Source organism: Actinoplanes sp. M2I2, assembly GCF_023544445.1.
Classification (GTDB): domain Bacteria; phylum Actinomycetota; class Actinomycetes; order Mycobacteriales; family Micromonosporaceae; genus Actinoplanes.
In genome coordinates this window covers 1-26,684 of the sequence record NZ_JALPVJ010000009.1, presented here as the reverse complement: position 1 = coordinate 26,684, position 26,684 = coordinate 1, and the positions used below count along the sequence as shown (strand labels likewise).

Here is a 26,684-nt window from a genome sequence, read left to right as displayed (position 1 = left end):
CGACAGGTGACCGTGCGGCAACGCGCCCACTCCAAAGCGGAGAACCGAAATGATCTCGCACGAACCTACCGCCTCCACCACCCCGCCGCGACACGAGCGCCCACGACCAGACCACGTCCCCACCCGCGCGCCCTCCCCACCCGCCGGCCGCGCGCCCTCGCCACCCGCCGGCCGCGCGCCCTCGCCACCCGCCGGCCGCGCGCCCTCGCCACCCGGAGAGCCGCGCGTCCTCGCCGGCCGGTGACCGCGCGCCCTCGCCATCCGTCGGCCGTCGCCGCGTGATGACCGGGCGGGCGCTGCCGTGTGATGACCGCGTTGGGGTCACTGCGGCGTGATGACCGCGTGAGCGCTGGCCCGTGATGACCGGGTGAGGCACTGCGGCGTGATCACCGGGTGCGCGTTGCCGTCTGCTGACCGCGTGGCCGTCGCCGCGTGATGGCCGGATCGTCGCTACGGCTCAATTGCCGGGGTGCGCGCCACCGCGTGGTGGCCGGGGTGCGCGCCGCCGCGTGGTGGCCGGGTGCGCCGCCGATTGAGGGCTCGTTGCCCGCCACTTGATGGCCCGGTGGGCACCGCCGCTTGGTGAGGCGGTGCCCGGTACCAGCGCGTCGGCTGATGGCGGTCAGCGCTTCCAGAACGCCTTGCGTTGCGGAGCGCCGTCGGCGGCGGGGGCGGGCTGATCGCCGGCCGTGTGCGGCGCGGCGGGTGGCGGGCCGGCGAAGTCGCTCAGGACCTGGAGCGCGGTCGTCCACTTCTCGGCGACGGGTGTGTCGGAGCGGAGCTTGTCCACCAACTCCTTCAGTGGAGTCACCTCGGGATCGGTGGACGAGCCGATCAGGACGTCCAGGCGGCTGGCCAGGTCGTCGAGGAGCTCTCGCCGCTCCCACTCGGGCAGGGTGGTCGCCGCGTCGCGCAGGCGCTGCGCTTCGGTGGCGGCCAGGGTGCGCACCTCGTCGAGCGACGGCGCGCCGGACCCGGCGACGGCCTTTCCGGCACGGGTGGCCATGAATCCCGGTGTGCGGGCGCGACCTCGGGATCCGCCCCGGGCGACGTGGCCGCCACCGCCGGCGGGACTGCCCAGGATGCCGCCACCGCCACCGCCACCGCCACCGGCGCTCCCGGCAATACCGGAGAAGCCGGCATCTCCCGGATCGGCCAGTGACTCCGCGGCGAAGGTCGGGGAGAAGCGACCGGGTGCGGCCGGGGCCGGCGGCATCGGGGCCGATGCGGCGGTCAGGCGCATCATCGCGGGCGCGGCATCGCCGGGGGCCTCCCAGCCGTCGGGCAGCTCGACCGGCTGGGTGATGCGGCGGGCCTCGCCGCCCTCGTGCACGACTCGGCTGTCGACGGCGACGAAGGCCGTGAAGCGGCACAGCACGCCGTAGCGCAGGGACGTCGCCACGATGCTCTGCTCCAGGCCGCGGTCGCCGGCCGCGTACGCGTCCTCGAGATCGCGCAGCCGGGCCCGCGCCCACTGGGCCGCGACGGCCGGCTCGGAGCGCTGCTGGACCGGCACGGTCGTGCGGAACTCGCGGTCGTCGCGGGTGCGGCCGGTGACGACGAGCTCGCCGGCGGCCCGTCCGGTGTAGCGGCCGCTGATCACCAGCGGCACGCCGGGGTAGAGACCGGGCATCCGGGCCGGCGTCCGCTCGTCGTCGACCAGCCGCAGACCGGTCGCCGTGATGCGCAGGTCGGTGACCACCGGCGCGCCGATGCGGCGGTGGATGTGCTCCATCGCCTCGTCCAGACGGTCCTCGCTCTCGACCAGCTCGGCGCGGCCGGCGCCGAGGGCGGCGAGCCGGCCCAGGAAGCCGGCGTTGACCGCCCGGTCGATGCCGATCGTGTGGATGCGGGTCGTGCCGATCAGCGGGGCGATGTCGTGGACGATCTGATCCTCGTTGCCGACCTGGCCGTCGGTGACCAGCACGAGCACCCGGTCGCGGCCCTCGCTCGCGCCCAGCAGCCCGAGCCCGTCGGCGAGCGGGCGGAGCAGCTCGGTGCCGCCGCGGGCGGTGGCCCGGGCCAGGTGCTCCACCGCACGGAAGCGATGGCGGTCGGTCGCCTCGGCCAGGCCCTCGGGCAGATCGTCGGGGCGGTCGACCTGGTGGTCGAAGGTGAGGACGGCGAAGCGGTCGGCGGCGGTCAACGTGTCGACGACCCGGGCCGCGGCGCGGCGGGCAGCCACCATCTTCCAGCCGCCCATGCTGCCCGAGCGGTCGAGCAGCAGGACGACGTCCTTGGGGCGGGGGGCCGTCGCGTCGGCCGGCGGCAGCACGACGAGCTGGTAGACGCCCGCGGGCTCGTCGGCGGTGTCGCCGGCCGTCTCGTCGGGCACCGCAATGGCCGTCTCGCCACCACCGGCGTAGGGCAGTCGCAGCACGAAGTCGCGGTTGGCGCGCTCGTCGGCGCCGATCGTCAGCACCCCGTCGTGGTCGACCACCGTGTGCAGGCTCGAGCGGACCTCGCCCAGCTCGAGCCCGGCCGGGTCGATCTCGACGGCGATGCCCAGCCGCAGCGGGTTGGGGAAGCCGGGCAGCAGCACCGGTGGGGTGATCCGCGAGGCGTCGGGGACGGCGTCGGTGTCGGGCACCCAGCCGTCACCGACCGCCGGACCGGACAGCGGCGTGCCCGGGATGTAGCGCGGCGCCACCACCAGGGGAAACCGGAACGTCGCGGCGCCGTCCTCGAACGGCAGCGGCCCGACCAGGCTGAGCTCGATGACGACGCGCTCGCCGGGAAGAATGTTGCCGACCCGTATCGTGAAGACGTCGGGCCGTTCCTCCTCGGCGATCGACGCACGCTGACCGGCCGCGATGGCCCGGTCGTACGTCTCGCGGGCCTGACCCCGCTCCTGCAGCTCGGCGGTGACCGTGCGGTCGTCGGCGCTCATCGTCATGCCGGTGACCGCGGCGCGGTCGGGCAGCGGGAAAATGTAGGTCGCCTCGAGCGCGACGTCGTGCACGTTGACGAACTCGGTCCGTACCACCGTGCGCGCGACCAGGCCGCTGATCCGGGCCCGCACGTCGAGGCGGTCGAGCGGGAGTGCGCCCCGATCTGTCCGCAACGTGCCGAAGCCGGCGTCGGGCAGGATCGTGATGCGGCTGATCTCCCCGGCATCCATCGGGGTGACGGAGAGGGTCATGACGGACTCCCATCGTTCGAGCCTTCGGCGAGAGTGAGGCCTCGGGCGGTGAGCAGGTCGAGCAGGGGTGCGGCGGCCTCGGCGACGGCGTCGCGGTCGCGGTCGGACAGGGCGCGGGGAACGAGCAGCAGCACGCCGCCGCCGAGCGCCAGGCCGGTGAAGGGCTGAGCCGGGAGCGCGCTCAGGACCGGTGTGGAAGGTGACTGTGCGGGCGTTGACTGTGCGGGCGTTGACTGTGCAAGCGGTGAGTTTGCGGGCGGTGGTGAGGCGGGCTGGTCGGCCCAGAAACGTTCGCGGTGATCGTGGCGCTGGCGGTCGAGGGCCTCTTGGTCGACCTCGATGAGCAGGTGGGACGGCACGAGGGCGATGTCGGTGAGCGCGGTCGGGGACAGGCCGGTCAGCTCGGCCTGGATGTCGGCGAGCGCGTGCCCCTCCGCCTGCCGGCGCTTGATCGCGACCAGTTGCTGCAGGTGGCGAGGACCGTAGAGGGCGGTGCGGCCGCGCATGCCGAGGGGCTTGTCGACCAGGCCGATCGTCGAATACCAGCGGATCGCCCGGCGATCGGGCACGTCGCGGACGCGTCCGTTGGGTGCGCCGGGGTACTCGGCCTCCAAGGCTTCCCGCACCCGTTCCACCAGCTCGTCGAGCGTCCACATGCCCATCACTGTGACACTGTCACGGTGACACTGTCAATGGGCTAGAGTGGCTGCCATGCGGCTCATCAGCCTCTCCCACGTGAACGACCCCGCCACGACCAATCTCTATCCCGGCGATCCGCCGTCCGAGCTGGAGACGGTCGCCACGATCGACAAGGACGGCTACTACCTGCGCCTGATCCGGCAGGGTGAGCACACCGGCACTCATTGGGGCGCGCCCGGCCACTTCAACGAGGGCGAGCCGCTGGCCGACGAGCTCGATCTGGCCGATCTGCATCTGAGCGCCGTCAAGCTCGACGTGCGCGAGCGGTGCGCCCGCGATCCCGACTACGCCGTGTCGATCGCCGACGTCGAGCGGTGGGAGCAGGTGCACGGGCGCATCCCGGCCGAGTCGATGGTCATCATCTGGACGGGCTGGGACGGCAAGTGGGGCACGGCCGAGTTCACCAACGCCGGCGTCGACGGCGCGCCTCGTCATCCCGGCTTCGCGGTCGAGACGGCCCGCTGGCTCATCGACACCGGCCGCATCGGCGACCGGGGCGGCACGGGCACCGACGCCTTCAGCCCCGACGTGGGCATCGATGCCACCTACACCGTCTCGCATCTGATCTACCAGCGACATCGCATCAGCCTCGAGATCCTGGCCAACCTCGAGGCTCTGCCCGAGACGGGCGCCCAGATCCTCTGCGGCGGTCAGATCAACCGGGCCGGCTCCGGCTCCCCGGCCCTCATCTACGGCCTGCTGCCATGACCACGCCCACCCGCGCCGCCGGCATACGCGCCCGAAGTGTTGCCGGGCGACGCGCCCGCGGGCGCGTCGCCCGAGCTGGTGGGCAATGGTTCGGTGGCCGAGGGGTCGGTGAGGCCGCCGGGTTGAAGGACGCCGTTGGCTTCGACGCGGTAGGGAGCGGAACGTGTCTCCGTCTCGTCCGGAGCGTCGTGGGAGACGATCGCCACGACCCGGGGATAGTCCTTCAGCCGGGCGAAGTCGGACAGCGGAACGATCTCGGCGTGCCGGTCGCGCAGGCCCACGAGCCGGACGTGCCAGTTGTGCACCGGGGTCGGGACGATCTCGGTGGGCGACTTCCACCCGGTCAGAGTGGAGCCGTCGCTCAGGGTGCGCCCGGCCAGGGTCACCGTGCCGATGCGCCAGCCGCCCCGCGACACGGCCGCGTCGGTGACATACCGCAGGCCCAGCAGCACGGCCCTCCCGGCGTACGGGGCGAGGGGGTAATTCGCTGTGACGACTCCACCGCTGGCGCCGGTGAGACCCGGGCCCAGCGGCCCGGGAACGGTCCGGTCGCCGGTCACCGAGTGGAAGGTGCGGCCGCCGTTGGTCGAGATGGTGACGTAGGCGAAATCGTTGCGCTCCTCGGTCGCGTACGAGGTCTCCAGCGAGAGCACCGGCTGACCGGCCGGAATGGTGACCGGCAGCACGACCTGCGAGTCGAGGTCGTCGCGGTTGCCCGAGAAGAGCGTGCGGTCGGCGACCGTCCAGCCGGTCGGCCGCGGATCCAGATGGGTGGCGCCCCGGAAACTCACCGACGTGAGCGGCGTCGGCAACGGCACGTAGTCGGCCCCGTTGGGCGCGGCTCCGGGCTGCGCGTGGGTCGACCCGTTGGCCAGGTTGACCGACGAGCGCAGGCCGGCCGCCGTCACGTTCGCGATCGGCGCCCCCGAGACGGTCCCGCCCGGCTCGCCCACGACCCCGTCGACCAGCGTCATCACCTGGTAGTCGTGCAGCACGTCGTAGAGCGTCACCCCGGTCGGCAGGGCGGCCTGCACCGCGGCCAGCCCCTGGCGCAGGCCGTCCCGATGCAACATGGACACCACGCCCAGGCCGAAGCGGTCCCGCAGGTAGAGGATGAACTGGTACGCGTTGCCGTAATCGGCGAGCACCTCGCTCGGCGTGCCCTCGTCCCACAGGTTCAGCGAGTTCTGCGGACCGCCGCAGTCGCGCGTGTTGGCGTTGTACTTGGTCTTCACGATGCCGTGGCCCTGGAAACACATCAGATGCGTGTCGTTTCCGGGCTCGTCGATGGTCGCGCGCGCGTCGGTGTAGCCGGTCAGCGTCGCCGCGAAGTCGGCCAGCCCCTCGTCGAGCCACGTCGTCTCCTCGCGGTCGGCGTAATACTCGAGGAGGTGCTGCCACTCGTGGGCGAAGGTCGCCTCGTACAGGCGGGGCCGCGCGGGCCGGCTGGTGCAGAGGTCGTCCGTCGGGTCATCGGCCGGCTGCGCCCCGAGGCGGTGCTTCCAGTCGTACGCGTCGATCGTCATCACGTTGCGGTCGAGCAGTTCGTTGAGCTGCTGCGAGAAGAAGCCGGCGACGTAGGTGACCGCTTCGGGGAACGTGTAGTAGTTGGCATCGCGGATGTTGTCGACCAGCGTCACCGTCTTGTCGCCGTCGCCGGTGAAGTCGCCGCGCGTCGTCGCCCGCGTCCCGTCCCGGGCGGGCGGCGTGCTGAAGACCGCCGTCTCCTTCGGATGGATCGTCCGGTCGAACTCGTCCACCAGCGCCGCGATGTTCGCGTCGGTGACCTCGATGGAGTTCGTGCGGCAGTCGGTGGCCGGAAAGGCGAGGTCCTGGGCCACCCACACCTCGAGGTGCCGCCCGACCGCCTTGAGCGCGAACGTCTTGCGATACAGCTTGCCGGTCGTGTCGTCGAGCGCCAGCCATTCCCGCACCGTCCCCACTGGAGGCGTGGGCTTGGCCGCCGCCCGGCCCCGCGGCCCGGGCCTCAGCGGTTCGTCCAGCGTCAGATGGGTCCGGGTCATTTCCCGTACGTCGGAGGTCGGCCCAGCCTCGCGCGCCTGGGCCGGGACCGGGACGCCGACGAGCAGAACCATGACGACAAAAGCTGCAAAACGGGCGCGGCTCATGCACCGGTACGCTACTAGCCGGGGGCAGCGGCCACCCGGCTATTCGAAGAGGGAATGGTCGCGTCCACCCTCGGCGCGACGGCGGGCCCGGCGGCGCAGTTGCACCACGACGATGTCGATCAGGGCGACCGCGGCCCAGGCCAGCAACAGCCAGCCGGGCACGGGCCAGCCGGAGCGGAAGAGCACGATCGCCAGCACGACACAGACGACGAACCCGAACGCGGCCAGGATCAGCCGCAGGTTGAGCGGGCTGTACGGTTCCTCGACCGTGCCGCGCCGGCCGGGGGGCTGGGCACCGATGGGCATGAACCCGACGCTACCCACCCCGACCGGCCGCAAACGGCACCGGCGCTACGAGACTTCGCGCCGCAGCATGCGCCAGACGCCGAAGGCCAGGGGCACGAGCACCCAGACCACGGCCGTGACGCCCAGCCGGGCGTATTCGTCGCCGGTCATGCCCGGCTCCGAGAGGGGCGCCGTCGTGGCGTTGATGTCCAGCCAGCCGGCCGCCGTCCTCAGGGCCTGGATCGTCTCGCCGAGGATGCTCCAGACCAGCGGCAGGGCGAAGTACGCGACGATCGCGACCGGCGAGTTCATCAGCAGCGCGCCGAAGGCCAGTCCCATGAGCACGAAGATCACCTGGAGCAGCAGGCCCTGCCAGAGCAGCGAACCGGGGATGTCCCAGTCGCCGTCGCCGCCGATGGCCCGGCCGAGCAGGTTGGCCGCGGCGGCCAGAATGATCGTCGCCGCCGTCGACGCGGCCGCGACGAGCACCCCGGCGGCCAGCTTGGCGCCGATCACCCGTTCCCGCGCCGGGACCAGGGTGAAGGTGGTGAGAGCGGTTCGCTGGGACCACTCCGCGGTCATCGACAGGATGCCCAGCACGGGCAGCAGCACCGCCGAGGGCAACAGGCCGAAGGCGAAGAAGCCGGCGAACGTCATCTCGTCGTCGGGCGCCCAGCCGAGCACGATGGCCGAGGTCCCCAGCGTGGCGAAGCCGATCACGATCAACAGCCACAGCCCGGCCCGGGTGTCGGCGAGTTTGCGCAGCTCGACCAGGGTGAGGCGGCCCAGGGGCACCGGGCGCCCGTCGCGCCCGCGCAGCTCCGTGGCGGGGGTGTTCTCCAGTACGGCGGTCATCGGACTGCCTCCTTGACGGAATCGCCGGCGGTCAGGGTGAGGAACATCTGCTCAAGGCCACCGGATCCGGCCGGTCGCAGCTCGAGCAGGACGAGCCCGGCGTCGGCCGCGGCCCGCCCGATCACCTCGGAACCGGCCGGAACCACGACGCCCCCGTCGGTCGTCTTCGTCCCGGTCAGCCCCGCGCGCTCGAGAACCATGGCCAGCGCCGCCGGATCGGCCGCGCGCACCAGAGTGCCGGTCTGCGCGAGCAGCTCGGCCTTGTCGCCCTGCGCGACGACCTTCCCCGCGCCGATCACGACCAGCTGGTCGGCCACGGCTTCGACCTCGCGCAGCAGGTGCGAGGAGAGCAGGACGGTGCCTCCCCGGTCGGCGAAGTCGCGCAGCAGACCGCGCATCCAGTAGATGCCCTCGGGGTCGAGCCCGTTGGCCGGCTCGTCCAGGATCAGGACGGAGGGGTCGCCCAGCAGAGCCAGAGCCAGGCCCAGCCGTTGCCGCATGCCCAGCGAGTACGCCCGGACGCGTCGCTTGCCCGCGGTCGCGTTCAGCCCCACCCGGTCGAGGGCCCGGGGCACCTCACGCCGGTCGACGCCCATGGTGAGCGCGGCCAGGGAGAGCACTTCCCGGCCCGTACGCCCGGCGTGCTGAGCCGACGCGTCGAGCAGCACGCCGACGTGCCGGCCCGGATTGCCCAGCCGGCGATAGGGCGTCCCGCCGACGGTCGCCGAGCCGGTCGTGGGCGGCGTGAGCCCGCAGATCATCCGCATCGTGGTGGACTTGCCGGCGCCGTTCGGGCCGAGGAACCCGGTCACCGTGCCCGGTTCGCACGTGAAGGAGATGTCGTCGACTGCGGGGTGACTGCCGTACCTTTTCGTGAGTCGTTCGACCGTGATCATGCTTCTCAGCGTGCTCGGCGCGGCCGGTGGGGCGCGTCGGCCGGAAGTCGGCTCCCGAGAACCTTGGTAGGGCCCGACCACCGACTTTGGTAGGTATCCGGCCTCGCCGACCATCCGTAGAGTCGGCTGCGTGGGAAAGCTCAAGCCCGAATACCGCTGGTTGTTGCCGTCCGGTCTGGAGATGCCGTCGCCCACCCGGCGCTCGACGCGCGACTGGGTGATCGACGCGCTCTGCTTCGTGATCGGCTACGGCTTCTGTCTGCTCGTCACCTACGACCTGCACAGCACCGAGTTCACTTTTGTGCCCGAGTGGTCGAGCACCCCCAGGTGGCTGGCCTGGCTCGACTTCGCCGTCGGCACGATCATCGGCATCGGGCTGTGGTGGCGGCGCGGGCGTCTGCTCATCCCGCTCGCCGTGCTGGGCGCCGTCACCTCGGTCTTCACCGTCGCGGCCGGGCCCGCCAGCATGATCGTCCTGTTCAGCGTGGCCGTGCACCGCCGGTTCACGGTGCTGGCCGTCTTCGCGGCGACCACGCTCGCGACCAGCGCGGTCTTCCCGTTGGTGCGCCCCGAGGCGGACAAGAACTACTTCGAGACGGCCGGCTGGGGTGCGGCTGCCATCGTCATCATCTGCCTGTGGGGCATGGTGATCCGCTCCCGGCGCCACCTCGTGATGTCGCTGCGCGACCGAGCCGAGCGCGCCGAGTCCGAGCAGCAGCTGCGGGTCGCCCAGGCCCGCTCGGTCGAGCGCACCCGCATCGCCCGCGAGATGCACGACGTGCTCGCCCACCGCATCTCGCTGCTGAGCCTGCACGCGGGCGCTCTCGAGATCAAACCGCACGCCACGCCCGATGAGGTCACCAAGGCGGCCGCCGTGATCCGGGCCAGCGCCCACCAGGCCCTGCAGGATCTGCGTGAGGTCATCGGTGTGCTCCGGGCCGACCGCTCCGACGACGGGCCCGAGCCGCCGCAGCCGACGCTGTGCGCGCTGCCGGCGCTGGCCGACGAGTCCCGCTCGGCCGGCGTCAAGGTCAAGCTCGACGTCCGCATCGAGCCCGCAACCGTGCCCGACGGCACCGGCCGGGCGGCCTACCGGATCGTGCAGGAGGGCCTCACCAACGCCCGCAAGCACGCGCCCGGCACGGCGGTCCGGGTCGACGTGGCCGGTGCGGCCGGCGCCGGCCTGATCATCGACATCCGCAACCCGTGGCCGGTCGGCGGCTCGGCCGGGGCGATCCCGGGCACGGGCACCGGCCTGGTCGGGCTGACCGAGCGGGCCCTGCTGGCCGGGGGCCGGCTCAGCCACGGCCGGACCCCGCAGAACGAGTTCGTCCTGACCGCGTGGCTGCCGTGGCCGCAGGAGGCCCGACCGGCCGAGCGAGCGGTGGCCGCCGCGTGACCGTGGCGGGCGGGGCCGAGCCGGTACGGGTGCTCGTCGTGGACGACGACGCGCTCGTCCGGGCCGGGCTGAGCATGATCCTGTCGGCGGCGTCCGACGTGGCTGTTGTGGGGGAGGCGAGCGATGGCGCCGAGGTGCCCGGGGCGGTGTCGCTTCACCGGCCCGACGTCGTGCTGATGGACATCCGGATGCCGCGCGTCGACGGTCTCGCGGCCACCGAGACGCTGCGGGGCCGTCCCGGGGCGCCCGAGGTCATCGTGCTGACGACCTTCGACGCAGACGAGTACGTGTTGCGGGCGTTGCGGGCCGGGGCCAGCGGTTTCCTGCTCAAGGACACGCCGCCGGCCGAGATCCTGCGGGCCGTGCGCCGGGTGGCCGCGGGCGAGGCGATGCTGTCGCCCACGGTGACCCGCCGGCTGATCGCCCACGTGGCCGCGCCGGCCCCGCCGTCCCGCGGCCGGGCCGCCGAACGGCTCGACCAGCTGAGCGAGCGCGAACGCGACGTGGCAATGGCGCTCGCCCAGGGCCGCTCGAACGCCGAGATCGCCACCGCGCTGCACATGTCGGTCGCCACGGTCAAAGCGCACGTTTCCCGGCTGCTCATCAAGCTGGAGCTCAACAACCGCGTGCAGGTCGCGATCCTGGTCCACGACGCCGGCCTGGCGTGATCCGTCCCGCCGGCGTCACCGCGGCCAGAAGTGCCGGCCGGCCGGGAGCGTCAGCGGGCCGGGGACAACGGCCAGAGCGGCTCCTCGGCCAGGCGGTCCGCGTCGTGCAGCACCCGCAGGATGTTGCCGCCGGCCAGCTTGTCCAGGTCCTCGTCCGACCAGCCCCGGCCCGACAGCTCGGTCAGCAGCAGCGGATAGCTCGACACGTCGCCCATCCCGTCGGGCAGCTCGGGTGTGCCGTCATAGTCGCCGCCCAGCCCCACGTGGTCGACGCCGGCCACCTCGCGGGCGTGCTCGACGTGATCGGCCACGTGGGCGACGGTCACCGGCGGGCGCGGGTTGGCGGCCAGCCACGACGCGTACTCGGGCTCGACCAGCCGATCCGGTCCGGGCCAGCCGGGCAGGGCGGCCGGGTCCTCGCCGGGCCAGGGTGCGCGCGGCCAGTCGGCCGGGCGCGGCGGGGGGCCGAGTCGCTGCCACTCCGCGTCCGACGCGGCCGACCAGGCTCGGGCCTCGGCCGTGAGGAACGGCGCGACGAAGGTCAGCTGGATGACCCCGCCGTTGTCGCGCAGCCGGGCCAGCACGTCGTCCGGCACGTTGCGCGGGTGGTCGTTCAGGGCGCGCACCCCGGAGTGGCTGAAGATGACCGGAGCGGTCGCCGTGTCCAGGGCGGCGTGCATCGTCACCCGCGCCACGTGCGACAGGTCGACCAGCACGCCGATGCGCTGCATCTCCCGTACGACCGCTCGGCCCTGGTCGTTGAGGCCGCCGACCCGAGACTCCCGCACGGCCGAATCGGCCCAGGACGTGTTCTCGTTGTGGGTCAGGGTGACGTAGCGGACGCCGAGGCGCGCGAAGGCCCGCAGCACACCCAGCGAGGTGGCCAGGCTGTGCCCGCCCTCGATGCCGATCAGCGAGGCGATCTTCCCGGCCGCGATCGCCCGCTCGACGTCGTCGGCGCTGCAGGCGATGGCGAGGTCGCCGGGGTGGGCCGCGACCATCCGGTAGACGGCGTCGATCTGTTCCATCGTCGCCACGACCGCCTCGGGTTCACCCAGGTCGCCCGGCACGTAGACCGACCAGAACTGCCCACCGACCCCGCCTGCCCGCAGCCGGGGGATGTCGGTCTGCAGGTCCGGGCGCGGCTTGTCCAGCCCCTCCACCCGGTAGCCGTACCGCCCGCGCAGCTGCATGGGCAGGTCGTTGTGCCCGTCGATGATCGCCATCCTGTCTGGCTACCCGCCCGAGGCCCGCGAGCGCAAGTCGGGGCCGGGACGCGCGGGCGCGATCGGGCCGACTTGAGGAAAAGCGCCCGCGCAACCTGACCGCACCGTCGCGGGCACTGGACGTGCACCTCCCGCACCGGAATCTCTTTCCCATGCCCGGCTGACAACGGCCGGACAGAGCGGGGGAGTGAAACAGTGCGTCGTTCGAAGCTGAAGAAGTACTCGGTTCTGACCGCGGTGATCGCGGGTGCCGCCGGCGTCACCGCCGCGAGCCCGGCCGACGCCGCGGCGGCGACCCTGAAGATCGCCGCGGGCCACGACGCGTACGTCTCCAGCGCCCGGACCGGTGTCGTCTTCGGGGCCGAGAACAAGCTCGTGGCCGGTGTCTCCGGCAAGGAGGCCAAGACCTCCTTCCTGAAGTTCGCCGTCCCGGCGGGCACGAAGGTCGCCGGCGCGCGCCTCACCCTGACCACCCAGGCCGCCACGCCCAGCAAGGTCACGGTGCGCCAGGTCGCCAACACCACCTGGACCGAAAGCAAGCTGACCGCGGCCAACGCTCCGGCGCTCGGCGCCACGCTGCTGTCCGCCGTCCCCGGCGCGACCCTCAGCGTCGACCTCGGCAAGGTCGTCACCGGCCCGGGCACGTACTCGTTCGCCCTGTCCTCGACGGGCGCGGCGGTGCGCTTCAACTCGGCCGAGGCGGGCGGCGGCGCTCCGGTCCTCGAGGTCACCACGCTCGGCGACGTGTCGCCGCCCGTGCCGTCGGCGCCGGTGAACAACGGCAACTGTGTGACCGACGCGAAGCTCGTGCCGTCCTGTGGCGTGCTCTGGGGCGCCGCGGCCGGTGGCTTCACCGACGCGCCGCGTGACCAGGCGCTGCGCGACTGGGAGAAGCTCAGCGGCCGTACCTCGACGATCTTCCACACGTATCACAAGGGCGACGAGGTCTTCCCGACCAAGTCCGAGATCGCGATGACCGCCGAGACGGCCAACCCCCGCGTGCTGCTGACCAACTGGAAGATCGCGTACGGCTCGACCTGGGCCAAGGTGGCGCAGGGTCAGCAGGACAAGCGCATCGACGCGTTCGCCGCGCGCGCCAAGGCCTACGGCAAGAAGTTCTTCCTGGTCCTCAACCACGAGCCGGAGAACGACGTCGTCGCCCGGGCCGGCTCGGGCTTCGAGGCCAAGGACTTCGCCGCGATGTACCGCCACACGATCCTGCGCCTGCGTGCCCAGGGCGTCACCAACGTCGTCAACGTCATGGCCTACATGGGCAACGAGAAGTGGATGGCGCAGAGCTGGTGGAAGGACCTCTACCCCGGTGACGACGTCGTCGACTGGATGGGCCTGGACTCGTACGTGAGCGCCGAGCCCGGCTACTACCACTTCGGCAAGTTCAACGACCTGCTCGACCGCGCGCCGACCGGCGGTGGCACCGGCTTCTACGACTGGGCGGTCACCAAGCACGCCGCCAAGCCGATCATGGTCGCCGAGTGGGGCGCCTACCACCGCGTCGGCAAGATCGCCGACAAGGCGCCGGTCTTCGCCAGCGTCCGGCCCGAGCTGGCCAAGCGCCCCGGCATCAAGGCGATCGTGTACTTCGACACCAAGCGGGACGACGAGGGCGACCGCGACATCAGCATCAACAGCACCGCGACGGCCCTGGCCGCGTTCAAGAAGCTGGCCGCCGACCCGATCTTCAAGGTCAAGCTCGGCTGAGGCAAGCCGGAGCCGAACAGCAGTGACGAGTGTTTCCCACGATCATCTTCGTGGTCGTTGACACATCCTGTTCATCTTCGTTGGCCGTACGGACGGCTTCGGTTTCCGTACCGTTAACGCGTGGCGCCGATGTGGGCGCCGACGACGGTGAAGGGAGGTCCGCCATGGCGAAGAAGTCCAAGAAGGACAAGAAGAAGGACAAGAAGAACAAGAAGAAGAAGTGAACTGACTTCTTCAGCCGCGGCGGCTCTCCTCCGGGAGGGCCGCCGCAGCCGTTCTCTCAGGTGACCGCCTCAGATTCCGATCAGCTGTTCGGGGCCTGCCGCGGGTGGCCCCGGCTACGGGAAGGAGTCCGATGACGTCCGGCGTCGCGCCCGGCCTCCTTCTGCTGGTGATGAGCGCCGGCGTGCTCGCGAGCCCGGCCGGGCCGGGTCGTCTGGTGTTCGTCGTTCTCGCGGCGCTGTGCCTGCTCGCGATGCCGTCGCCGCCCGGCAACCGGCTGACCCGGCTGCGGACCGGCATCGACGCGTTGCTGGTGGGCTTCTCGTTGTTCGCGACGTCGTGGAACTTCGTGATCGGGCCGGCGACGGCGGCCGGAGTGCCCGATGCCGGCACCCACGCCCTCGCCGATGTCCTGCTCGCCACGGTGGCGCTGACCGCGCTGGCCCGCTGGAGCCCGCTCCGGCCGGGCCCGCGGACGCTCGCGCCGGCCTGCGCCGGTCTGACGCTGATGGCGGTGGCCGACAGCGTCGCCCTCCGGCTCCGAGCCGGCGGCGGCGACTGGCAGCCCGCCCTGGTCGTCGCCTGGTGTGCCGGGCTCGGGCTGATCCTGCTGGCCGCGCTGCGCGCGCTGCGCCTTCCGGCCGGCGCCGACGCGGCCGACGAGGACGTCCGTTCCGGCCGGTGGTCGGTGGGGGTCGTCCTCCCGTACGCGGTGGTCCTGGTGACCCTTCTGCTGAACAGCGTCTGGCCGGCGCTGGGCGGCGCGACGACACCGGTCGGCACCTGGTGCCGCTTCCTCACGATTCTGCTGATCGTGCTGCGCGGTGTGCTGCTGGCGCGCGACAACCACCTGCTGGCCCGCCGGCTCGAGGACCGGGTCACCGCCCGTACGGCCGAGCTGGCCAACCGGGAGCAGCGTTTCCGCGCGCTCGTCGAGCAGAGCTCGGAGTCGCTCGCCATCCTGGAAGCCGATTCGACCGTGCGCTTCCAGAGCTCGTCGATCGAACGCATCTTCGGCTTCCCGCTCGCGACGCTCGTCGGCCGCCGCCTGGTCGACGTGGTCGGTATGCACGCCGCGCCGCGGATCCAGGCCGCCATCGACGACGCCGCCGGCCGTCCCGGTGGCATCACGACGATCGAGGTGCTGCTGCCGCACGAGGACGGCACCCGGCGCCTGTCCGAGATCACCATCACCAACCTGCTCGACGACCCGTACGTCCGGGGTCTGGTGTTGAACACCCGTGACGTCAGCGAGGCCCGCCGTCTGCAGGAACAGCTGCGTCACGAGGCCTATCACGACGCGCTGACCGGGCTGGAGAACCGCGCGTTGTTCCGCGAACGGCTGGCCGCGGCGGTGGCCGGCCGGCCGAGCCGCGAGCACGTCTCGGTGCTGTTTCTCGACCTGGACGGCTTCAAGGAGGTCAACGACAGCCTTGGGCACGCGGCCGGCGACCAGTTGCTCGTGCAGGTCGCCGGGCGGCTGCTGCGCGCGGTGCCGGCGCCGCACACGGTGGCGCGTCTGGGCGGCGACGAGTTCGCCGTGATCGCGGTGTCGCCCGACGCCCGCTCGGACGCCGAAGCGCTGGCCGCCCGCATCCTCGAACACCTCGACGAGCCCTTCGACATCGACGGCCGTGTCCTGCACGTGGGCGCCGGGATCGGCATCGCCTCGGCCGCCGACGCGAGCGACATCGAGCAGCTGCAGCGCAACGCCGACCTGGCCATGTACCGGGCGAAGGACGCCGGCGGCGGGGTGTACGCGACGTACCACCCCAAGATGCACGACGCCCTCATGCAGCGGCTCTCCCTGGCCGACGACCTGCGGCTGGCCCTGGAACGCGACGAGCTGGTGCTGCACTACCAGCCCACGGTCGACCTGGCCGCCGGCACGATCATCGGCTTCGAGGCGCTGGTGCGCTGGAACCACCCGGCGCGCGGGCTGGTGCCGCCGCTCGAGTTCATCGGCCTGGCCGAGTCGACCGGCCTGATCGTGCCGCTGGGCCGCTGGGTGCTGGGCGAGGCGTGCCGCCAGGCGGTCGCGTGGGGGCGCCCGCTGAAGATGGCCGTCAACGTGTCGGTACGCCAGTTCGAGGCGGGTGACCTGTCCGCCACGGTGGCCGAGGTGCTGGCCGAGACCGGCATGCCCGCCGACCGGCTGTGCCTCGAGATGACCGAGAGCGTGCTGCTCACCGACACCGACGAGAACCTGGGCCGGATCGTCAGCCTCAAGGCGCTCGGCGTGCTGCTGGCGATGGACGACTTCGGCACCGGGTATTCGTCGCTGGCCTACCTGCGGCGCTTCCCGATGGACGTCCTGAAGATCGACCGGTCCTTCGTGGACCGCCTGGGCGCCGGCGACGCCGAGGACGAGACCCTGGTCCGTACGATCGTCCGGCTGGGTCAGCGTTTCGGCATGCAGACGGTCGCCGAGGGCGTGGAGAACGCCGCCCAGGTGGCCCTGCTGCGCGAGATGGGCTGCGACTACGGCCAGGGTTACTTCCTGTCGCGACCGCTCCCGTCCGCCGACGCGGGTCGCTTGCTGGAGGCCGGGTTGCCGGCCCTGACGGTCGCTAACTGACGGCTTGCCGGGACCTACAGGCTAGCCTCCTAGGATGCCTGAGGCCGCGTGGCGACGGTCGCCGTTTCGAGCGAGTGCATCGGAACGGAGATCGCCTGTTTCCGTGTGAGCCCGCGGACAGGGGGGAAGGATCGGGTGAAGGTGATGCCCGCCATGGAACCCTGGTGATCTCCACTGCGTCGCCGTCGCCCTGGCGCGTTTCGTGCCAGGATGAGACCGGGAGTCCGGGTTCGAGGAAGAGACTAGGACAATGAGCGATCACGTTTCCGACAGCACCGAGTGGCAGACGCTGCAGGGTCACGCCGAGAAGTTCAACGCCGTGCATCTGCGCGACCTCTTCGGCAGCGATCCGACCCGCGGCGAGCGTCTGACCGCCCAGGTCGCCGACCTCACTGTCGACTACAGCAAGAACCTGATCACCGATGAAGTGCTGACCGGACTGCTGGCCCTGGCCGAGCGGGCCAAACTGCGCGAGCGGATCGGGGCGATGTTCGCCGGCGAGCACATCAACGTCACCGAGGACCGCGCCGTCCTGCACACCGCGCTGCGCCTGCCGCGCGACGCGACCCTCGTGGTCGACGGGCAGGACGTGGTCGCCGAGGTGCACGAGGTGCTGGGCCGCATGGGCGCGTTCTCCGACCGCGTACGGTCCGGGGAGTGGACCGGTCACACCGGTGAGCGCATCAAGACCGTGGTCAACATCGGCATCGGCGGCTCCGACCTGGGCCCCGTCATGGCGTACGAGGCTCTCAAGGCCTTCAAGGCGCCCGAGATCGAGTGCCGGTTCATCTCGAACATCGACCCGACCGACCTGTACGAGAAGACCCACGACCTCGACCCGGCCAGCACGCTGTTCGTCGTGGTCTCCAAGACCTTCGGTACGCAGGAGACGCTCACCAACGCGACCGAGGCGCGCAACTGGCTGCTCGAGGGGCTCGGCGGCGACCAGGCGGCCGTGGCCAAGCACTTCGTCGCGGTCAGCACCAACGCCCAGCGGGTGGCCGACTTCGGCATCGACACCGAGAACATGTTCGGCTTCTGGGACTGGGTGGGCGGGCGCTACTCGCTGCCCTCCGCGGTCGGCCTGTCGGTCATGATCGCGATCGGCCAGGAGCAGTTCGCCGACCTGCTCGGCGGCTACCACGCGGTCGACGAGCACTTCCGCACCCAGCCGCTGGAGTCCAACGTGCCGGCGCTGCTCGGCCTGCTCAACGTCTGGTACGACACGTTCCTCGGCGCGCAGTCGCACGCGATCCTGCCCTATTCGCAGTACCTGCACCGGTTCGCGGCCTACCTGCAGCAGCTGACGATGGAGAGCAACGGCAAGTCGGTGCGGCTCGACGGCTCACCGGCCACGTTCCAGACCGGCGAGGTCTTCTGGGGCGAGCCCGGCACCAACGGTCAGCACGCCTTCTACCAGCTGATCCACCAGGGCACCAAGATGATCCCGGCCGACTTCATCGGGTTCAGCAAGCCCAACCACGACATCGGCGAGATGCACGACCTGTTCATGTCGAACTTCTTCGCCCAGACCGGGGCGCTGGCCTTCGGCCGCACGCTCGACCAGGTGCTCGCCGAGGGCACCGACCCGGCGATCGCGCCGCACCGGGTGATGCAGGGCAACCACCCGACCACCACGATCATCGCCCCGTCGCTGACCCCGGCGGTGCTCGGCCAGCTCATCGCCCTCTACGAGCACATCACGTTCACCCAGGGCACGATCTGGCAGATCAACTCGTTCGACCAGTGGGGTGTCGAGCTCGGCAAGGTGATGGCCAACCAGCTCGCGCCCAAGCTGACCGACGCCGCCGCGCCGGCCGCCGACGCCGACTCGTCGACGAACAATCTGATCAGCCTGTACCGCTCGCAGCGCGGCCGCTGATTTCTGTCGGACCCCGGCTCTAGGGTCGTCGTCATGGATGCGACGACGGCCCTGGGGCTGCGAATGACCAGTCTGCTGCTGCGCGGGAACGGTCCCGGCTCCGCCACGGCGACCGGCGCTGCCTCGGTGGCCTCCGTCGTCGAGTGGTTCGGCGCCATGCAGGCGCAGGACGTCAACAGCGCGCTCTGGTCGCTCGGGTGCCGTCTGCCCGGGGTGTCCCTGGCCCAAGTCAACGAGGCTCTCGAGGACCGTTCCGTCCTGCGCACGTGGCCGATGCGGGGCACGGTCCACTTCGTCCCCGCGGCCGATGTCCATTGGATGCTCGACCTGATGGGGGTCCGCGCCCTGGGCGGTGCGGCCAAGCGCCGCGAGATCCTCGGGCTCGACGAGCACACGGTGGACCGCGCGGTCGAGATCCTGGCCGCGGCTCTGCGCGGCGGTGGCCGGCTGACCCGGTCGGAGTGCCTGACCGCGATGGTCGAGGGCGGCGTCGAGGTCACCGGGCAGCGGGGTTACCACCTTCTCTGGTACGCGTCGCAGCGCGGCGTGACGGCGATCGCCCCGCACGTCGGCAAGGAGCAGACCTTCGTGCTGCTCGACGAGTGGGTTCCCGATCCCCGCCGGCCGTCGCGCGAGGAGGCGCTGGGCATCATCGCGTTGCGCTATTTCCGCAGCCACGGGCCGGCGTCGCGCAAGGATTTCGCCGGCTGGACGGGCCTCACGATGACCGACTGCCGCGCCGGCATCGCGCTCGCCGGCGACGCCCTCGTGACGGTCGACGTCGACGGCACCGAGATGATCATGGCGGCTGACGCGCCCGACCTCGGCCCCGGCGAGTGGCTGGCGGTGCCCGGCTTCGACGAATACCTGCTGGGCTACAAGGACCGCACGCTGATGGCCTCGGCCGACGATCTCGCCGCGGTCATCCCCGGCGGCAACGGCGTGTTCCGGTCGACGCTCGTCCGCGGCGGGAGGGTGATGGCGACCTGGACGCGCACGCTCACCAGCAAGGGCGTCACTGTCACAGTGCAGCCCGTCGCCGCTCTCACCGCCCGCGATCAGGCAGCCGCCGCCCAGGCCCTGGAGCCGTACGCCGCTTTCCTCGAGCTACCGCTGACTGTTAAGAACCCTTGATATTTATACATGTGAACTTCATGATGTGCGTATCGCAGGTCACGTACGCATCGAGGGAGTCGCCATGGGTGTCCGTCGTCGAATGGTGGCGTTGGCCGCAGCGCTCGGGATGGCAGCCGGCGGCCTTGCCGTCGCCGTCGGTGGTGGCGGTGCCGCCTCCGCCGCCGTGACCTGCTCGGGCACGGTCTGGCGGGAGGGCCCGACCTACACCGCGGGCCAGCAGGTCACCTACAGCGCCCACCTCTACCAGGCGCTGGTCACCCACACCGCGTGGGCCGGAACGGGCTGGAACCCGGCCGCCACGCCGACGCTGTGGCGCGACCTCGGCGCCTGCACCGGCGGCCCCACCACTCCGCCCCCGACGACGACTCCACCCCCGGCCACCACGCCCCCGGTCACGACCCCACCGCCCACCACGCAGCCGCCCGTCGGTTGTGCCGTCCGTGGCAAGCCCGCCGGCAAGGTGCTGCAGGGCTACTGGGAAAACTGGGACGGCGCCTCCAACGGCGTGCACCCCGGCCTGGGCTGGATCCCGATCAACGACAGCCGCATCGTCCAGCACGGTTACAACGTGCTGATGGCCGCCTTCCCGGTGATCCGCTCGGACGGCACGGTGCTGTGGGAGAACGGCATGGACGCCGGCGTCAAGGTGCCCACCGCCGCCGAGATCTGCGCGGCCAAGGCCCAGGGCGCGACGATCCTGATGTCCATCGGCGGCGCGACCGCCGGTGTCGACCTGAGCTCGGCCGCCGTCGCCGACCGGTTCGTCTCGACCATCGTGCCGATCCTGCGCCAGTACAACTTCGACGGCATCGACATCGACATCGAGACCGGCCTGACCGGCAGCGGCACCATCAACCAGCTGTCCACGTCGCAGGCCAACCTGATCCGCATCATCGACGGCGTGCTGGCCGCGATGCCCTCGAACTTCGGCCTCACCATGGCGCCCGAGACGGCCTACGTCACCGGCGGCAGCGTCACCTACGGCTCGATCTGGGGCTCGTACCTGCCGATCATCAAGAAATACCTGGACAGCGACCGCCTGTGGTGGCTGAACATGCAGTACTACAACGGCTCCATGTACGGCTGCGCCGGCGACTCGTACGGCGCGGGCACGGTCCAGGGCTTCACCGTCCAGACCCAGTGCCTCAACAACGGCCTGACCATCCAGGGCACCACCATCCGCATCCCGTACGACAAGCAGGTCCCCGGCCTGCCCGCCCAGCCCGGCGCCGGCGGCGGCTACATGACCCCCGCCCTGGTCACCCAGGCCTACAACTCCGTCCCCGGCATCAAGGGCCTGATGACCTGGTCGATCAACTGGGACGGCTCCAAGAACTGGACCTTCGGCGACAACGTGAAGCGCCTCCAGGGCCGGTGACCACGGAGCCCAGGCCGGGTGGAGTCATCGGCCTGGGCTCCGTGCTCAAGGCGTCGGTGCGGATAGGCGGGGCTTTTTGTGGATGTCGGCGACGATGTCGGCGACCTCGTCAGCGCATCCCCAGGAGAGGCTGACTCCTGAGCCACCGTGCCCGTAGTTGTGCACGAGGTGCCGTTCGCCGAAGTCTTCATGCTCGAGGCGGACGGTCTCACGGTGCGGTCGGATGCCGACCCTGCGAAAGTCGTCGATCGGATCGACGTGGGCGAGAACCGGAAACGCCGCGCGACAGCGCCGCATGATCGCCTCTTCCGCATCGGAGTTCCAGCGCAGGTCGGAAACTCCCAGCTCAGCGCTGCCGCCCAGGAGGAGGGTGTCGCCGTGCGGTAGGACGTAGGTGGTGTCGCCGATGTAAGAATCGCGAACGTGCTCGACGAAGAACTCGCGGATGCCGGGGTTGGGTACGGCCACGAGCTGCCCCCGAATCGGCCTCACCTCATTGTCAGGCACCAAGGTGCGTGCGCCGATGCCCGTGCAATTCACCACGATATCGGCGTCGGCGAACCCCTGGTCGAGATCTTTCAGCTCCCTTTTCTCGATCTTGACGCCGAGGGAACGCAGCCGCTGCTCGAGCCAGTCGAGGAAAGGCGGCATCTCGATCAAGGGGGACTGATAGCGCCATCCCGACCGGAACCCAGGCGGTAACTCCGCCCTGCTGCACGGTCGATAACGCGGGAGTTGTGGCGCCCACTTCGGCGGACTCAGTGGAGTACGTGACGCTTCGATCCCCTCGAGCAGTCGCGCCCAGACGTGACCCTCGCTGTGGAGGTTCTCGAACTCGCGACGCGTGGCCTCGGCCCGTTTGTCTCTAAGATCGTCATTCTTGTGTTCGGCCATGTAAGGATCAAAAATGGCGCCGGCCGCATATGAGCTGGTCGTGTCGGGGCCCTGGCTCCTGTAGATCATGATGCGTAGATCGCGCTCGTATGGCCGAGCCTGCTTCGCGAGCCGCGCACGTTCGGCGAGACGAATGGCCGTGGTCAGACCGATAACGCCCGCACCGATGATCAGGATATCCGCTCGAAGGGAGGCCATCCCTTGAGACTAGCCTCCCGGCGCACGGGCAGACCGCACGCATTCGCGCTTGACGCGGGTGTCGTTACGAGCCGCAGGGCACGTCGGGTGGAGAAGCGAACAAACATCATCTTCGGCGTCCGGTGGCGACCATCATGCCGTCGTAGCCCGGCCGGAGACCTTTACTCCGGACCCGCCGAACCGTCACCTTGCGTGCCACCGGCGCCAGGGCGCGGTGCACGTCGTCCTCGTCGATCGAGCATGCCGGGAAGTGCTTCTGGGCGACGAGATATCCGGACGAGCGTCGCATGAAGGCGGCGGCGAACGGCGCATTGTGCTTGAGAGCATTGACGAAAAGCCGGGTTGCGCGCTGGAACTCGTCGACCCGCCTGGTGATCGACTCGGCGACGAAGAACATCGTCCCGACGTCGTACTGGTCGGGCTCCAGACTGAAAACGTTCCCGCGCTCGAGTGTGACCCGGCCGTGCAGAGTTTCCATCGGCTTGTTGATCGGGTCATAGGCCGACCGGCCGGCCGAGATCGCATCCCAGAATTGCCACCACGAACCGTGCGGCTTGTCCAACTCCTTCGCCAGCCAGTTGCGGTTGACGAAGGAGCGCTCGAACAAAACGACCTCCGATGCGTAGGGCAACAGCATCAGCGCGGGGTACAAATTTGCGCCAGGGCCGACATCGATGGCCCGGCCGAGCTCCGGGACAGGCTGATTCCTCTTGAAGTAATCGGCAACGATCTGGATGATCGTGGAGTCGTCCGAACGAAGGCGTCCGTAGTTGTCGCTGAAATAGGCGTCGGAGTCGAACTTCTCCCAATCGACTGCGGTCTCGTTCTCGGGTCTGTCAAAGGCATCGTCGGGCGGCGATGTCGAGCGCGGATGGGTTTCGCTCATCGGGGCACCCTTCGTCGCTGCTTCGCACGGTCCTGCTGTTCCGCCGCCACTGGTCAGGCGACTGGATCAGCATCCGAAGCCTCGTCAGGATCCCTGAGCTGCGTCCCACAGATCCTCGAACCGCTTCTTCCGCTTTCCCAGCTGCTGGGGGCTCGATACCAAGGCGACGTTGCTGATCGATGGGGTCACGTCACTCTGCAGCACCCGAGCGGTCTGGAGTTCGTAGCTTAGCTTCTGGTCGAAGAGGATGAAGTCGTCAAGGTCCTTCCGGTAGAGGAAGGGGATGCGGTCGTGGCTGAGCACCCTGACTTCGACGTCGATCTTCCGATGTGGTTCCAGCAGGCGCTGAAGCTGGTCGTCGTCGTCGGCGCTGTCGGTCAGGAGGAACAACCGGCGGATGCGGACTTTACGCACGATCGCCTCCCGCTGGCGATCGAGATATCTGAGACCTAGTTCACTGGACCAGAAGTCGCCTTCGTCCACAAAGCCATGTGACCTGTCGAACGAGGTCATGCTCGTGGCGTCGATGCTCATCGTCGCCGCGTCGGTCAGATCCAACAGCCAATCGGGGTTCTCGCCCTCATGGTCTGCTCGCCCGGAGCGCAAGCCTTCCAGGAGGGTGGCCAGGCTCTTCAATTGGCTGTCGGCGAACTGGAGAAGGAAGGTCTCGCCGGCCTTCAGCCGACCTGCGGCCTCGACGACGCGAACGACGCTGTCCCGGCCCAGGAGGTCCTCGACGCGGGCGAGGTGCGTGGCGGCCTCGCTGATGCGCTGAATCTTGTCGGTCAAACTATGTGTTCCTTGCGCGGCGTCCTCCCCGATGGCCCGTACCAATTTGCGGGACTGCTCGGCCGACTCGATCAGGAACTGGACGACCAGGACGACGCCGGCCACGAAGATCGACATCGTCTGCTGCCAGATCTCGGGCTGCTCAGTGGCGTTGGTGAGGAGGTAGGTCAGGCCACCGGCGATGCTCGTGACCATGATTTTGATCAGGATATGCACGTGTCGTCTCCCCGGGTCAGAGTCCCTCCATCACAGTCGATGACTGCAAACTCACGCAATGTGCGTGCAGGCGAAGTTGTGACCGGCGCCGCAGCGTCAGTCTTTTAGTTTTGAAATACTTTGGTGGTCGGCGTGGTTGTGGCTGGCAGTCAACGGGATGCAAGCGGGTCCCGGCGGAGAGGGAGCGGTCATGCAGTTCGGAATCTTCAGCGTCAGCGACATCACCACCGACCCGACCACCGGGCGGACGCCGACCGAGCACGAGCGCATCAAGAACATCGTGACGATCGCCAAGCACGCCGAGGAGGTCGGCCTCGACGTCTTCGCGCTCGGCGAGCACCACAACGAGCCGTTCTTCTCCTCGTCGCCGACCACCACGCTCGCGTACATCGCCGCGCAGACCGAGAAGCTGCTGCTCAGCACGGCGACCACGCTGATCACCACCAACGACCCGGTGAAGATCGCCGAGGACTACGCGATGCTGCAGCACCTCTCGGAGGGGCGCGTCGACCTCATGATGGGCCGCGGCAACACCGGGCCGGTCTACCCCTGGTTCGGCAAGGACATCCGCGCCGGCATCCCGCTGGCCATCGAGAACTACGCGCTGCTGCACCGGCTGTGGCGCGAGCACGTCGTCGACTGGCAGGGCAAGTTCCGTACGCCTCTGCAGTCGTTCACCTCGACGCCGCGCCCGCTCGACGAGGTGCCGCCGTTCGTCTGGCACGGCTCGATCCGCAGTCCCGAGATCGCCGAGCAGGCCGCCTTCTACGGTGACGGCTTCTTCGCCAACCACATCTTCTGGCCGGCGTCGCACACCCAGCGGATGATCGAGCTCTACCGGCAGCGCTTCGCCCACTACGGCCACGGCGACCCCGACCAGGCCATCGTCGGCCTCGGCGGCCAGGTCTTCATCCGGAAGAACAGCCAGGACGCGGTCAAGGAGTTCCGCCCGTACTTCGACAACGCCCCGGTTTACGGCCACGGCCCGTCGATGGAGGACTTCACCCGCGAGACGCCGCTGACCGTCGGCAGCCCCCAGGAGGTCATCGACCGGACGCTCGGCTTCCGCGAGTACGTCGGCGACTACCAGCGCCAGCTGTTCCTGATGGACCACGCCGGCCTGCCGCTCAAGACGGTCCTCGAGCAGCTCGACCTCCTCGGCTCCGACGTCGTGCCGGTGCTGCGCAAGGAGTTCGCCGCGCTCAAGCCGGCCCACGTGCCGGACGCCCCGACCCACGCCTCCCTGCTCGCCAAGCACGCCGAGGAACTCGCCAAGGAAGAGGTGGCCGCATGAAGCAGCGCACCCTGGTCGTCGTCTCGGCCGGCCTGAGCCAGCCGTCGTCGACCCGCCTGCTCGCCGACCGGCTCGCCGCCGCGACGGTCGACGCCGCCGCGGAGCGCGCGATCGAGCTGCACGTGAAGACCATCGAGCTGCGCGACCTGGCCCACGACATCACCAACCACCTGCTCACCGGCTTTCCGGCCGGGGCACTCCGGGAGGCTCTGGAGGCGGTGGCCGGGGCCGATGGCGTGATCGCCGTGTCGCCGATCTTCACCGCCAGCTACAGCGGCCTGTTCAAGTCGTTCTTCGACGTGATCGACAAGGACGCGCTGGTCGACAAGCCGGTGCTGATCGCCGCGACCGCCGGGACGGCCCGTCACTCGCTGGCGCTGGAGCACGCCCTGCGCCCGATGTTCGCCTACCTGCGTGCGGTCGTCGTGCCGACCGCGGTCTTCGCCGCCGGCGACGACTGGGGTGCCGACTCGTCGGACGGTTTCCTGCAGTCCCGCGTCGCCCGCGCCGCGGCCGAGCTGGCCACCGAGGTCGGCCGGCGGGAGCCGGCCGCGGTCGCCGACCCGTTCGCCCTGACGGTCGACTTCCAGGACCTGCTCAAATAAGTCAGACGACTACCGAGGCGGCTCCGCACATCGCGGAGCCGCCTCGACGTCGTCCGCCTGTGGTCGAAGGCACCTGGCCGAACCGGGAGGGGAATCGGCTCCGGCGGGGTACAAAGGATCGAACCGACGAAGGAGTCACCATGGGCGAGATCGTGCTGATCCGGCACGGGCAGACCGAGTGGAGCGCCAACGGCCGCCACACCTCGTACACGGATCTCGACCTGACCGAAGAGGGCGAGCGGCAGGCCGAGGCGGTCGGTCCCCGGGTCCAGGACCGCAAGTTCGTGGCTGTCATCTCCAGCCCGCGCCACCGGGCGCTGCGGACCGCGGAGCTGGCCGGTCTCACGGTCACCGAGACGACCGAGGACCTGGCCGAGTGGAACTACGGCGAGTACGAGGGCATCACCTCGGCGACGATCCACGAGACCGACCCGGACTGGTGGTTGTTCCGCGACGGCGCTCCCGGGGGTGAGTCGCCGGCCCAGATCTCGGCGCGCATCGACCGCGTCCTGGAGAAGGTCCGGCCGCTGCTCGACCAGGGGGACGTGGCCCTGATCGGGCACGGGCACGCGCTGCGGGTCGTCGGGGCGCGGTGGGTCGGCATGCCGGCCGAGGGTGGGGGTCGCCTGAAGCTGGGCACCGCCACGCTGTCGATCCTCGGTTTCGACCACGGCCGCACCGCCATCGACACCTGGAATTCCCCCTGTGGATAAGGCGATTCGCCCGATTCAAAGCGCGTAGCCTCAGCGCCCGGGATGCTCCTATGGATGTCAAGGGGTTGGTTGTGGGTCGTTGGCGGTGATGAGCTGGTAGAGCTCGCGGGCGACATATCGTTTGAGGCAGCGGATGATCTCTTTTTTGGAGAGGCCTTCTTTGGTG

General features: G+C 70.2%; 22 protein-coding genes. 12 read left to right on the top strand and 10 right to left on the bottom strand.

What is annotated here, in order from left to right; translation table 11 throughout:
• Positions 1–622: 622 nt before the first annotated feature.
• Together HJC40_RS19310 and HJC40_RS19305 are read right to left on the bottom strand one after the other, a co-directional pair.
• On the bottom strand, positions 623–3,142 hold the full coding sequence (locus HJC40_RS19310; RefSeq protein WP_250002535.1) for a VIT domain-containing protein: 2,520 nt from the start codon (positions 3,140–3,142) through the stop codon (positions 623–625).
• Positions 3,139–3,804, bottom strand: coding sequence for a MerR family transcriptional regulator (locus HJC40_RS19305; RefSeq protein WP_250002534.1), 666 nt, complete (start codon positions 3,802–3,804; stop codon positions 3,139–3,141). Before HJC40_RS19305 ends, HJC40_RS19310 begins: the two co-directional genes overlap by 4 nt.
• 49 nt (positions 3,805–3,853) lie before the next feature.
• On the opposite strand from HJC40_RS19305, the gene HJC40_RS19300 reads away from it, so the two are divergent.
• Positions 3,854–4,549, top strand: coding sequence for a cyclase family protein (locus HJC40_RS19300; RefSeq protein ID WP_250002533.1), 696 nt, complete (start codon positions 3,854–3,856; stop codon positions 4,547–4,549).
• On the opposite strand, the gene HJC40_RS19295 is transcribed toward HJC40_RS19300, so the two are convergent.
• From HJC40_RS19295 to HJC40_RS19280, 4 genes are read right to left on the bottom strand one after another with little or no spacing between them, the layout of a single operon-like run.
• Positions 4,531–6,678 carry an immune inhibitor A domain-containing protein gene (locus HJC40_RS19295; RefSeq protein WP_250002532.1) on the bottom strand — a complete coding sequence of 716 codons (2,148 nt, stop codon included), beginning with the start codon at positions 6,676–6,678 and terminating at the stop codon, positions 4,531–4,533. The genes HJC40_RS19300 and HJC40_RS19295 overlap by 19 nt on opposite strands.
• A 39-nt stretch (positions 6,679–6,717) precedes the next feature.
• Complete coding sequence (locus HJC40_RS19290; RefSeq protein ID WP_250002531.1) at positions 6,718–6,984, bottom strand: hypothetical protein; 267 nt, start codon at positions 6,982–6,984, stop codon at positions 6,718–6,720.
• Between the two features lie 45 nt (positions 6,985–7,029).
• Complete coding sequence (locus HJC40_RS19285; RefSeq protein ID WP_250002530.1) at positions 7,030–7,818, bottom strand: ABC transporter permease; 789 nt, start codon at positions 7,816–7,818, stop codon at positions 7,030–7,032.
• Positions 7,815–8,714, bottom strand: coding sequence for an ABC transporter ATP-binding protein (locus HJC40_RS19280; RefSeq protein WP_250002529.1), 900 nt, complete (start codon positions 8,712–8,714; stop codon positions 7,815–7,817). Before HJC40_RS19280 ends, HJC40_RS19285 begins: the two co-directional genes overlap by 4 nt.
• Before the next feature lie 181 nt (positions 8,715–8,895).
• Between HJC40_RS19280 and HJC40_RS19275 the strand changes: the two genes are divergently transcribed.
• Complete coding sequence (locus tag HJC40_RS19275) at positions 8,896–10,113, top strand: sensor histidine kinase (protein WP_250002981.1); 1,218 nt, start codon at positions 8,896–8,898, stop codon at positions 10,111–10,113.
• Positions 10,056–10,781 carry a response regulator gene (locus tag HJC40_RS19270; RefSeq protein ID WP_374272194.1) on the top strand — a complete coding sequence of 242 codons (726 nt, stop codon included), beginning with the start codon at positions 10,056–10,058 and terminating at the stop codon, positions 10,779–10,781. The genes HJC40_RS19275 and HJC40_RS19270 overlap by 58 nt, the downstream gene beginning before the upstream one ends.
• Before the next feature lie 50 nt (positions 10,782–10,831).
• Here HJC40_RS19270 and HJC40_RS19265 read toward each other — a convergent pair whose 3' ends face one another.
• Complete coding sequence (locus HJC40_RS19265) at positions 10,832–12,007, bottom strand: dipeptidase (protein ID WP_250002528.1); 1,176 nt, start codon at positions 12,005–12,007, stop codon at positions 10,832–10,834.
• 195 nt (positions 12,008–12,202) lie between these two features.
• Between HJC40_RS19265 and HJC40_RS19260 the strand changes: the two genes are divergently transcribed.
• The 6 genes from HJC40_RS19260 to HJC40_RS19235 all read left to right on the top strand — a co-directional run bounded on the left by HJC40_RS19260 (position 12,203) and on the right by HJC40_RS19235 (position 20,923).
• Complete coding sequence (locus HJC40_RS19260) at positions 12,203–13,726, top strand: DNRLRE domain-containing protein (RefSeq protein WP_250002527.1); 1,524 nt, start codon at positions 12,203–12,205, stop codon at positions 13,724–13,726.
• A 50-nt stretch (positions 13,727–13,776) separates the two neighbouring features.
• Positions 13,777–13,950, top strand: coding sequence for a hypothetical protein (locus HJC40_RS19255; RefSeq protein WP_250002526.1), 174 nt, complete (start codon positions 13,777–13,779; stop codon positions 13,948–13,950).
• A gap of 131 nt (positions 13,951–14,081) precedes the next feature.
• On the top strand, positions 14,082–16,526 hold the full coding sequence (locus tag HJC40_RS19250; protein ID WP_250002525.1) for a bifunctional diguanylate cyclase/phosphodiesterase: 2,445 nt from the start codon (positions 14,082–14,084) through the stop codon (positions 16,524–16,526).
• A gap of 250 nt (positions 16,527–16,776) precedes the next feature.
• Positions 16,777–18,408 carry a glucose-6-phosphate isomerase gene (gene pgi, locus HJC40_RS19245; protein ID WP_250002524.1) on the top strand — a complete coding sequence of 544 codons (1,632 nt, stop codon included), beginning with the start codon at positions 16,777–16,779 and terminating at the stop codon, positions 18,406–18,408.
• A 33-nt stretch (positions 18,409–18,441) separates the two neighbouring features.
• Positions 18,442–19,542, top strand: coding sequence for a winged helix DNA-binding domain-containing protein (locus HJC40_RS19240; RefSeq protein ID WP_250002523.1), 1,101 nt, complete (start codon positions 18,442–18,444; stop codon positions 19,540–19,542).
• A gap of 64 nt (positions 19,543–19,606) precedes the next feature.
• Positions 19,607–20,923 carry a glycosyl hydrolase family 18 protein gene (locus tag HJC40_RS19235; RefSeq protein WP_250002522.1) on the top strand — a complete coding sequence of 439 codons (1,317 nt, stop codon included), beginning with the start codon at positions 19,607–19,609 and terminating at the stop codon, positions 20,921–20,923.
• 45 nt (positions 20,924–20,968) lie between these two features.
• On the opposite strand, the gene HJC40_RS19230 is transcribed toward HJC40_RS19235, so the two are convergent.
• The 3 genes from HJC40_RS19230 to HJC40_RS19220 form a co-directional block, all read right to left on the bottom strand.
• Positions 20,969–22,015, bottom strand: a complete 1,047-nt coding sequence (locus HJC40_RS19230; protein ID WP_250002521.1) for an FAD-dependent oxidoreductase — start codon at positions 22,013–22,015, stop codon at positions 20,969–20,971.
• Between the two features lie 106 nt (positions 22,016–22,121).
• Positions 22,122–22,901 (bottom strand): SCO2525 family SAM-dependent methyltransferase, encoded by a 780-nt coding sequence (locus HJC40_RS19225; RefSeq protein ID WP_250002520.1) that lies wholly within the window; start codon positions 22,899–22,901, stop codon positions 22,122–22,124.
• Between the two features lie 84 nt (positions 22,902–22,985).
• Entirely contained in the window at positions 22,986–23,906 is a 921-nt protein-coding gene (locus tag HJC40_RS19220; protein ID WP_250002519.1) for a hypothetical protein, read from the bottom strand.
• 190 nt (positions 23,907–24,096) lie between these two features.
• Here HJC40_RS19220 and HJC40_RS19215 point away from each other — a divergent pair, with 190 nt between their 5' ends.
• The 3 genes from HJC40_RS19215 to HJC40_RS19205 all read left to right on the top strand — a co-directional run bounded on the left by HJC40_RS19215 (position 24,097) and on the right by HJC40_RS19205 (position 26,518).
• Positions 24,097–25,200, top strand: coding sequence for an LLM class flavin-dependent oxidoreductase (locus HJC40_RS19215; RefSeq protein WP_250002518.1), 1,104 nt, complete (start codon positions 24,097–24,099; stop codon positions 25,198–25,200).
• Positions 25,197–25,805: an FMN reductase gene (locus tag HJC40_RS19210; protein WP_250002517.1), complete on the top strand. Its 609-nt coding sequence runs from the start codon at positions 25,197–25,199 to the stop codon at positions 25,803–25,805. Before HJC40_RS19215 ends, HJC40_RS19210 begins: the two co-directional genes overlap by 4 nt.
• Positions 25,806–25,945: 140 nt before the next feature.
• The gene (locus tag HJC40_RS19205) at positions 25,946–26,518 is read left to right on the top strand and encodes a histidine phosphatase family protein (protein ID WP_250002516.1); all 573 of its coding nucleotides are present in this window, start codon (positions 25,946–25,948) and stop codon (positions 26,516–26,518) included.
• The last annotated feature ends 166 nt before the right edge of the window (positions 26,519–26,684 follow it).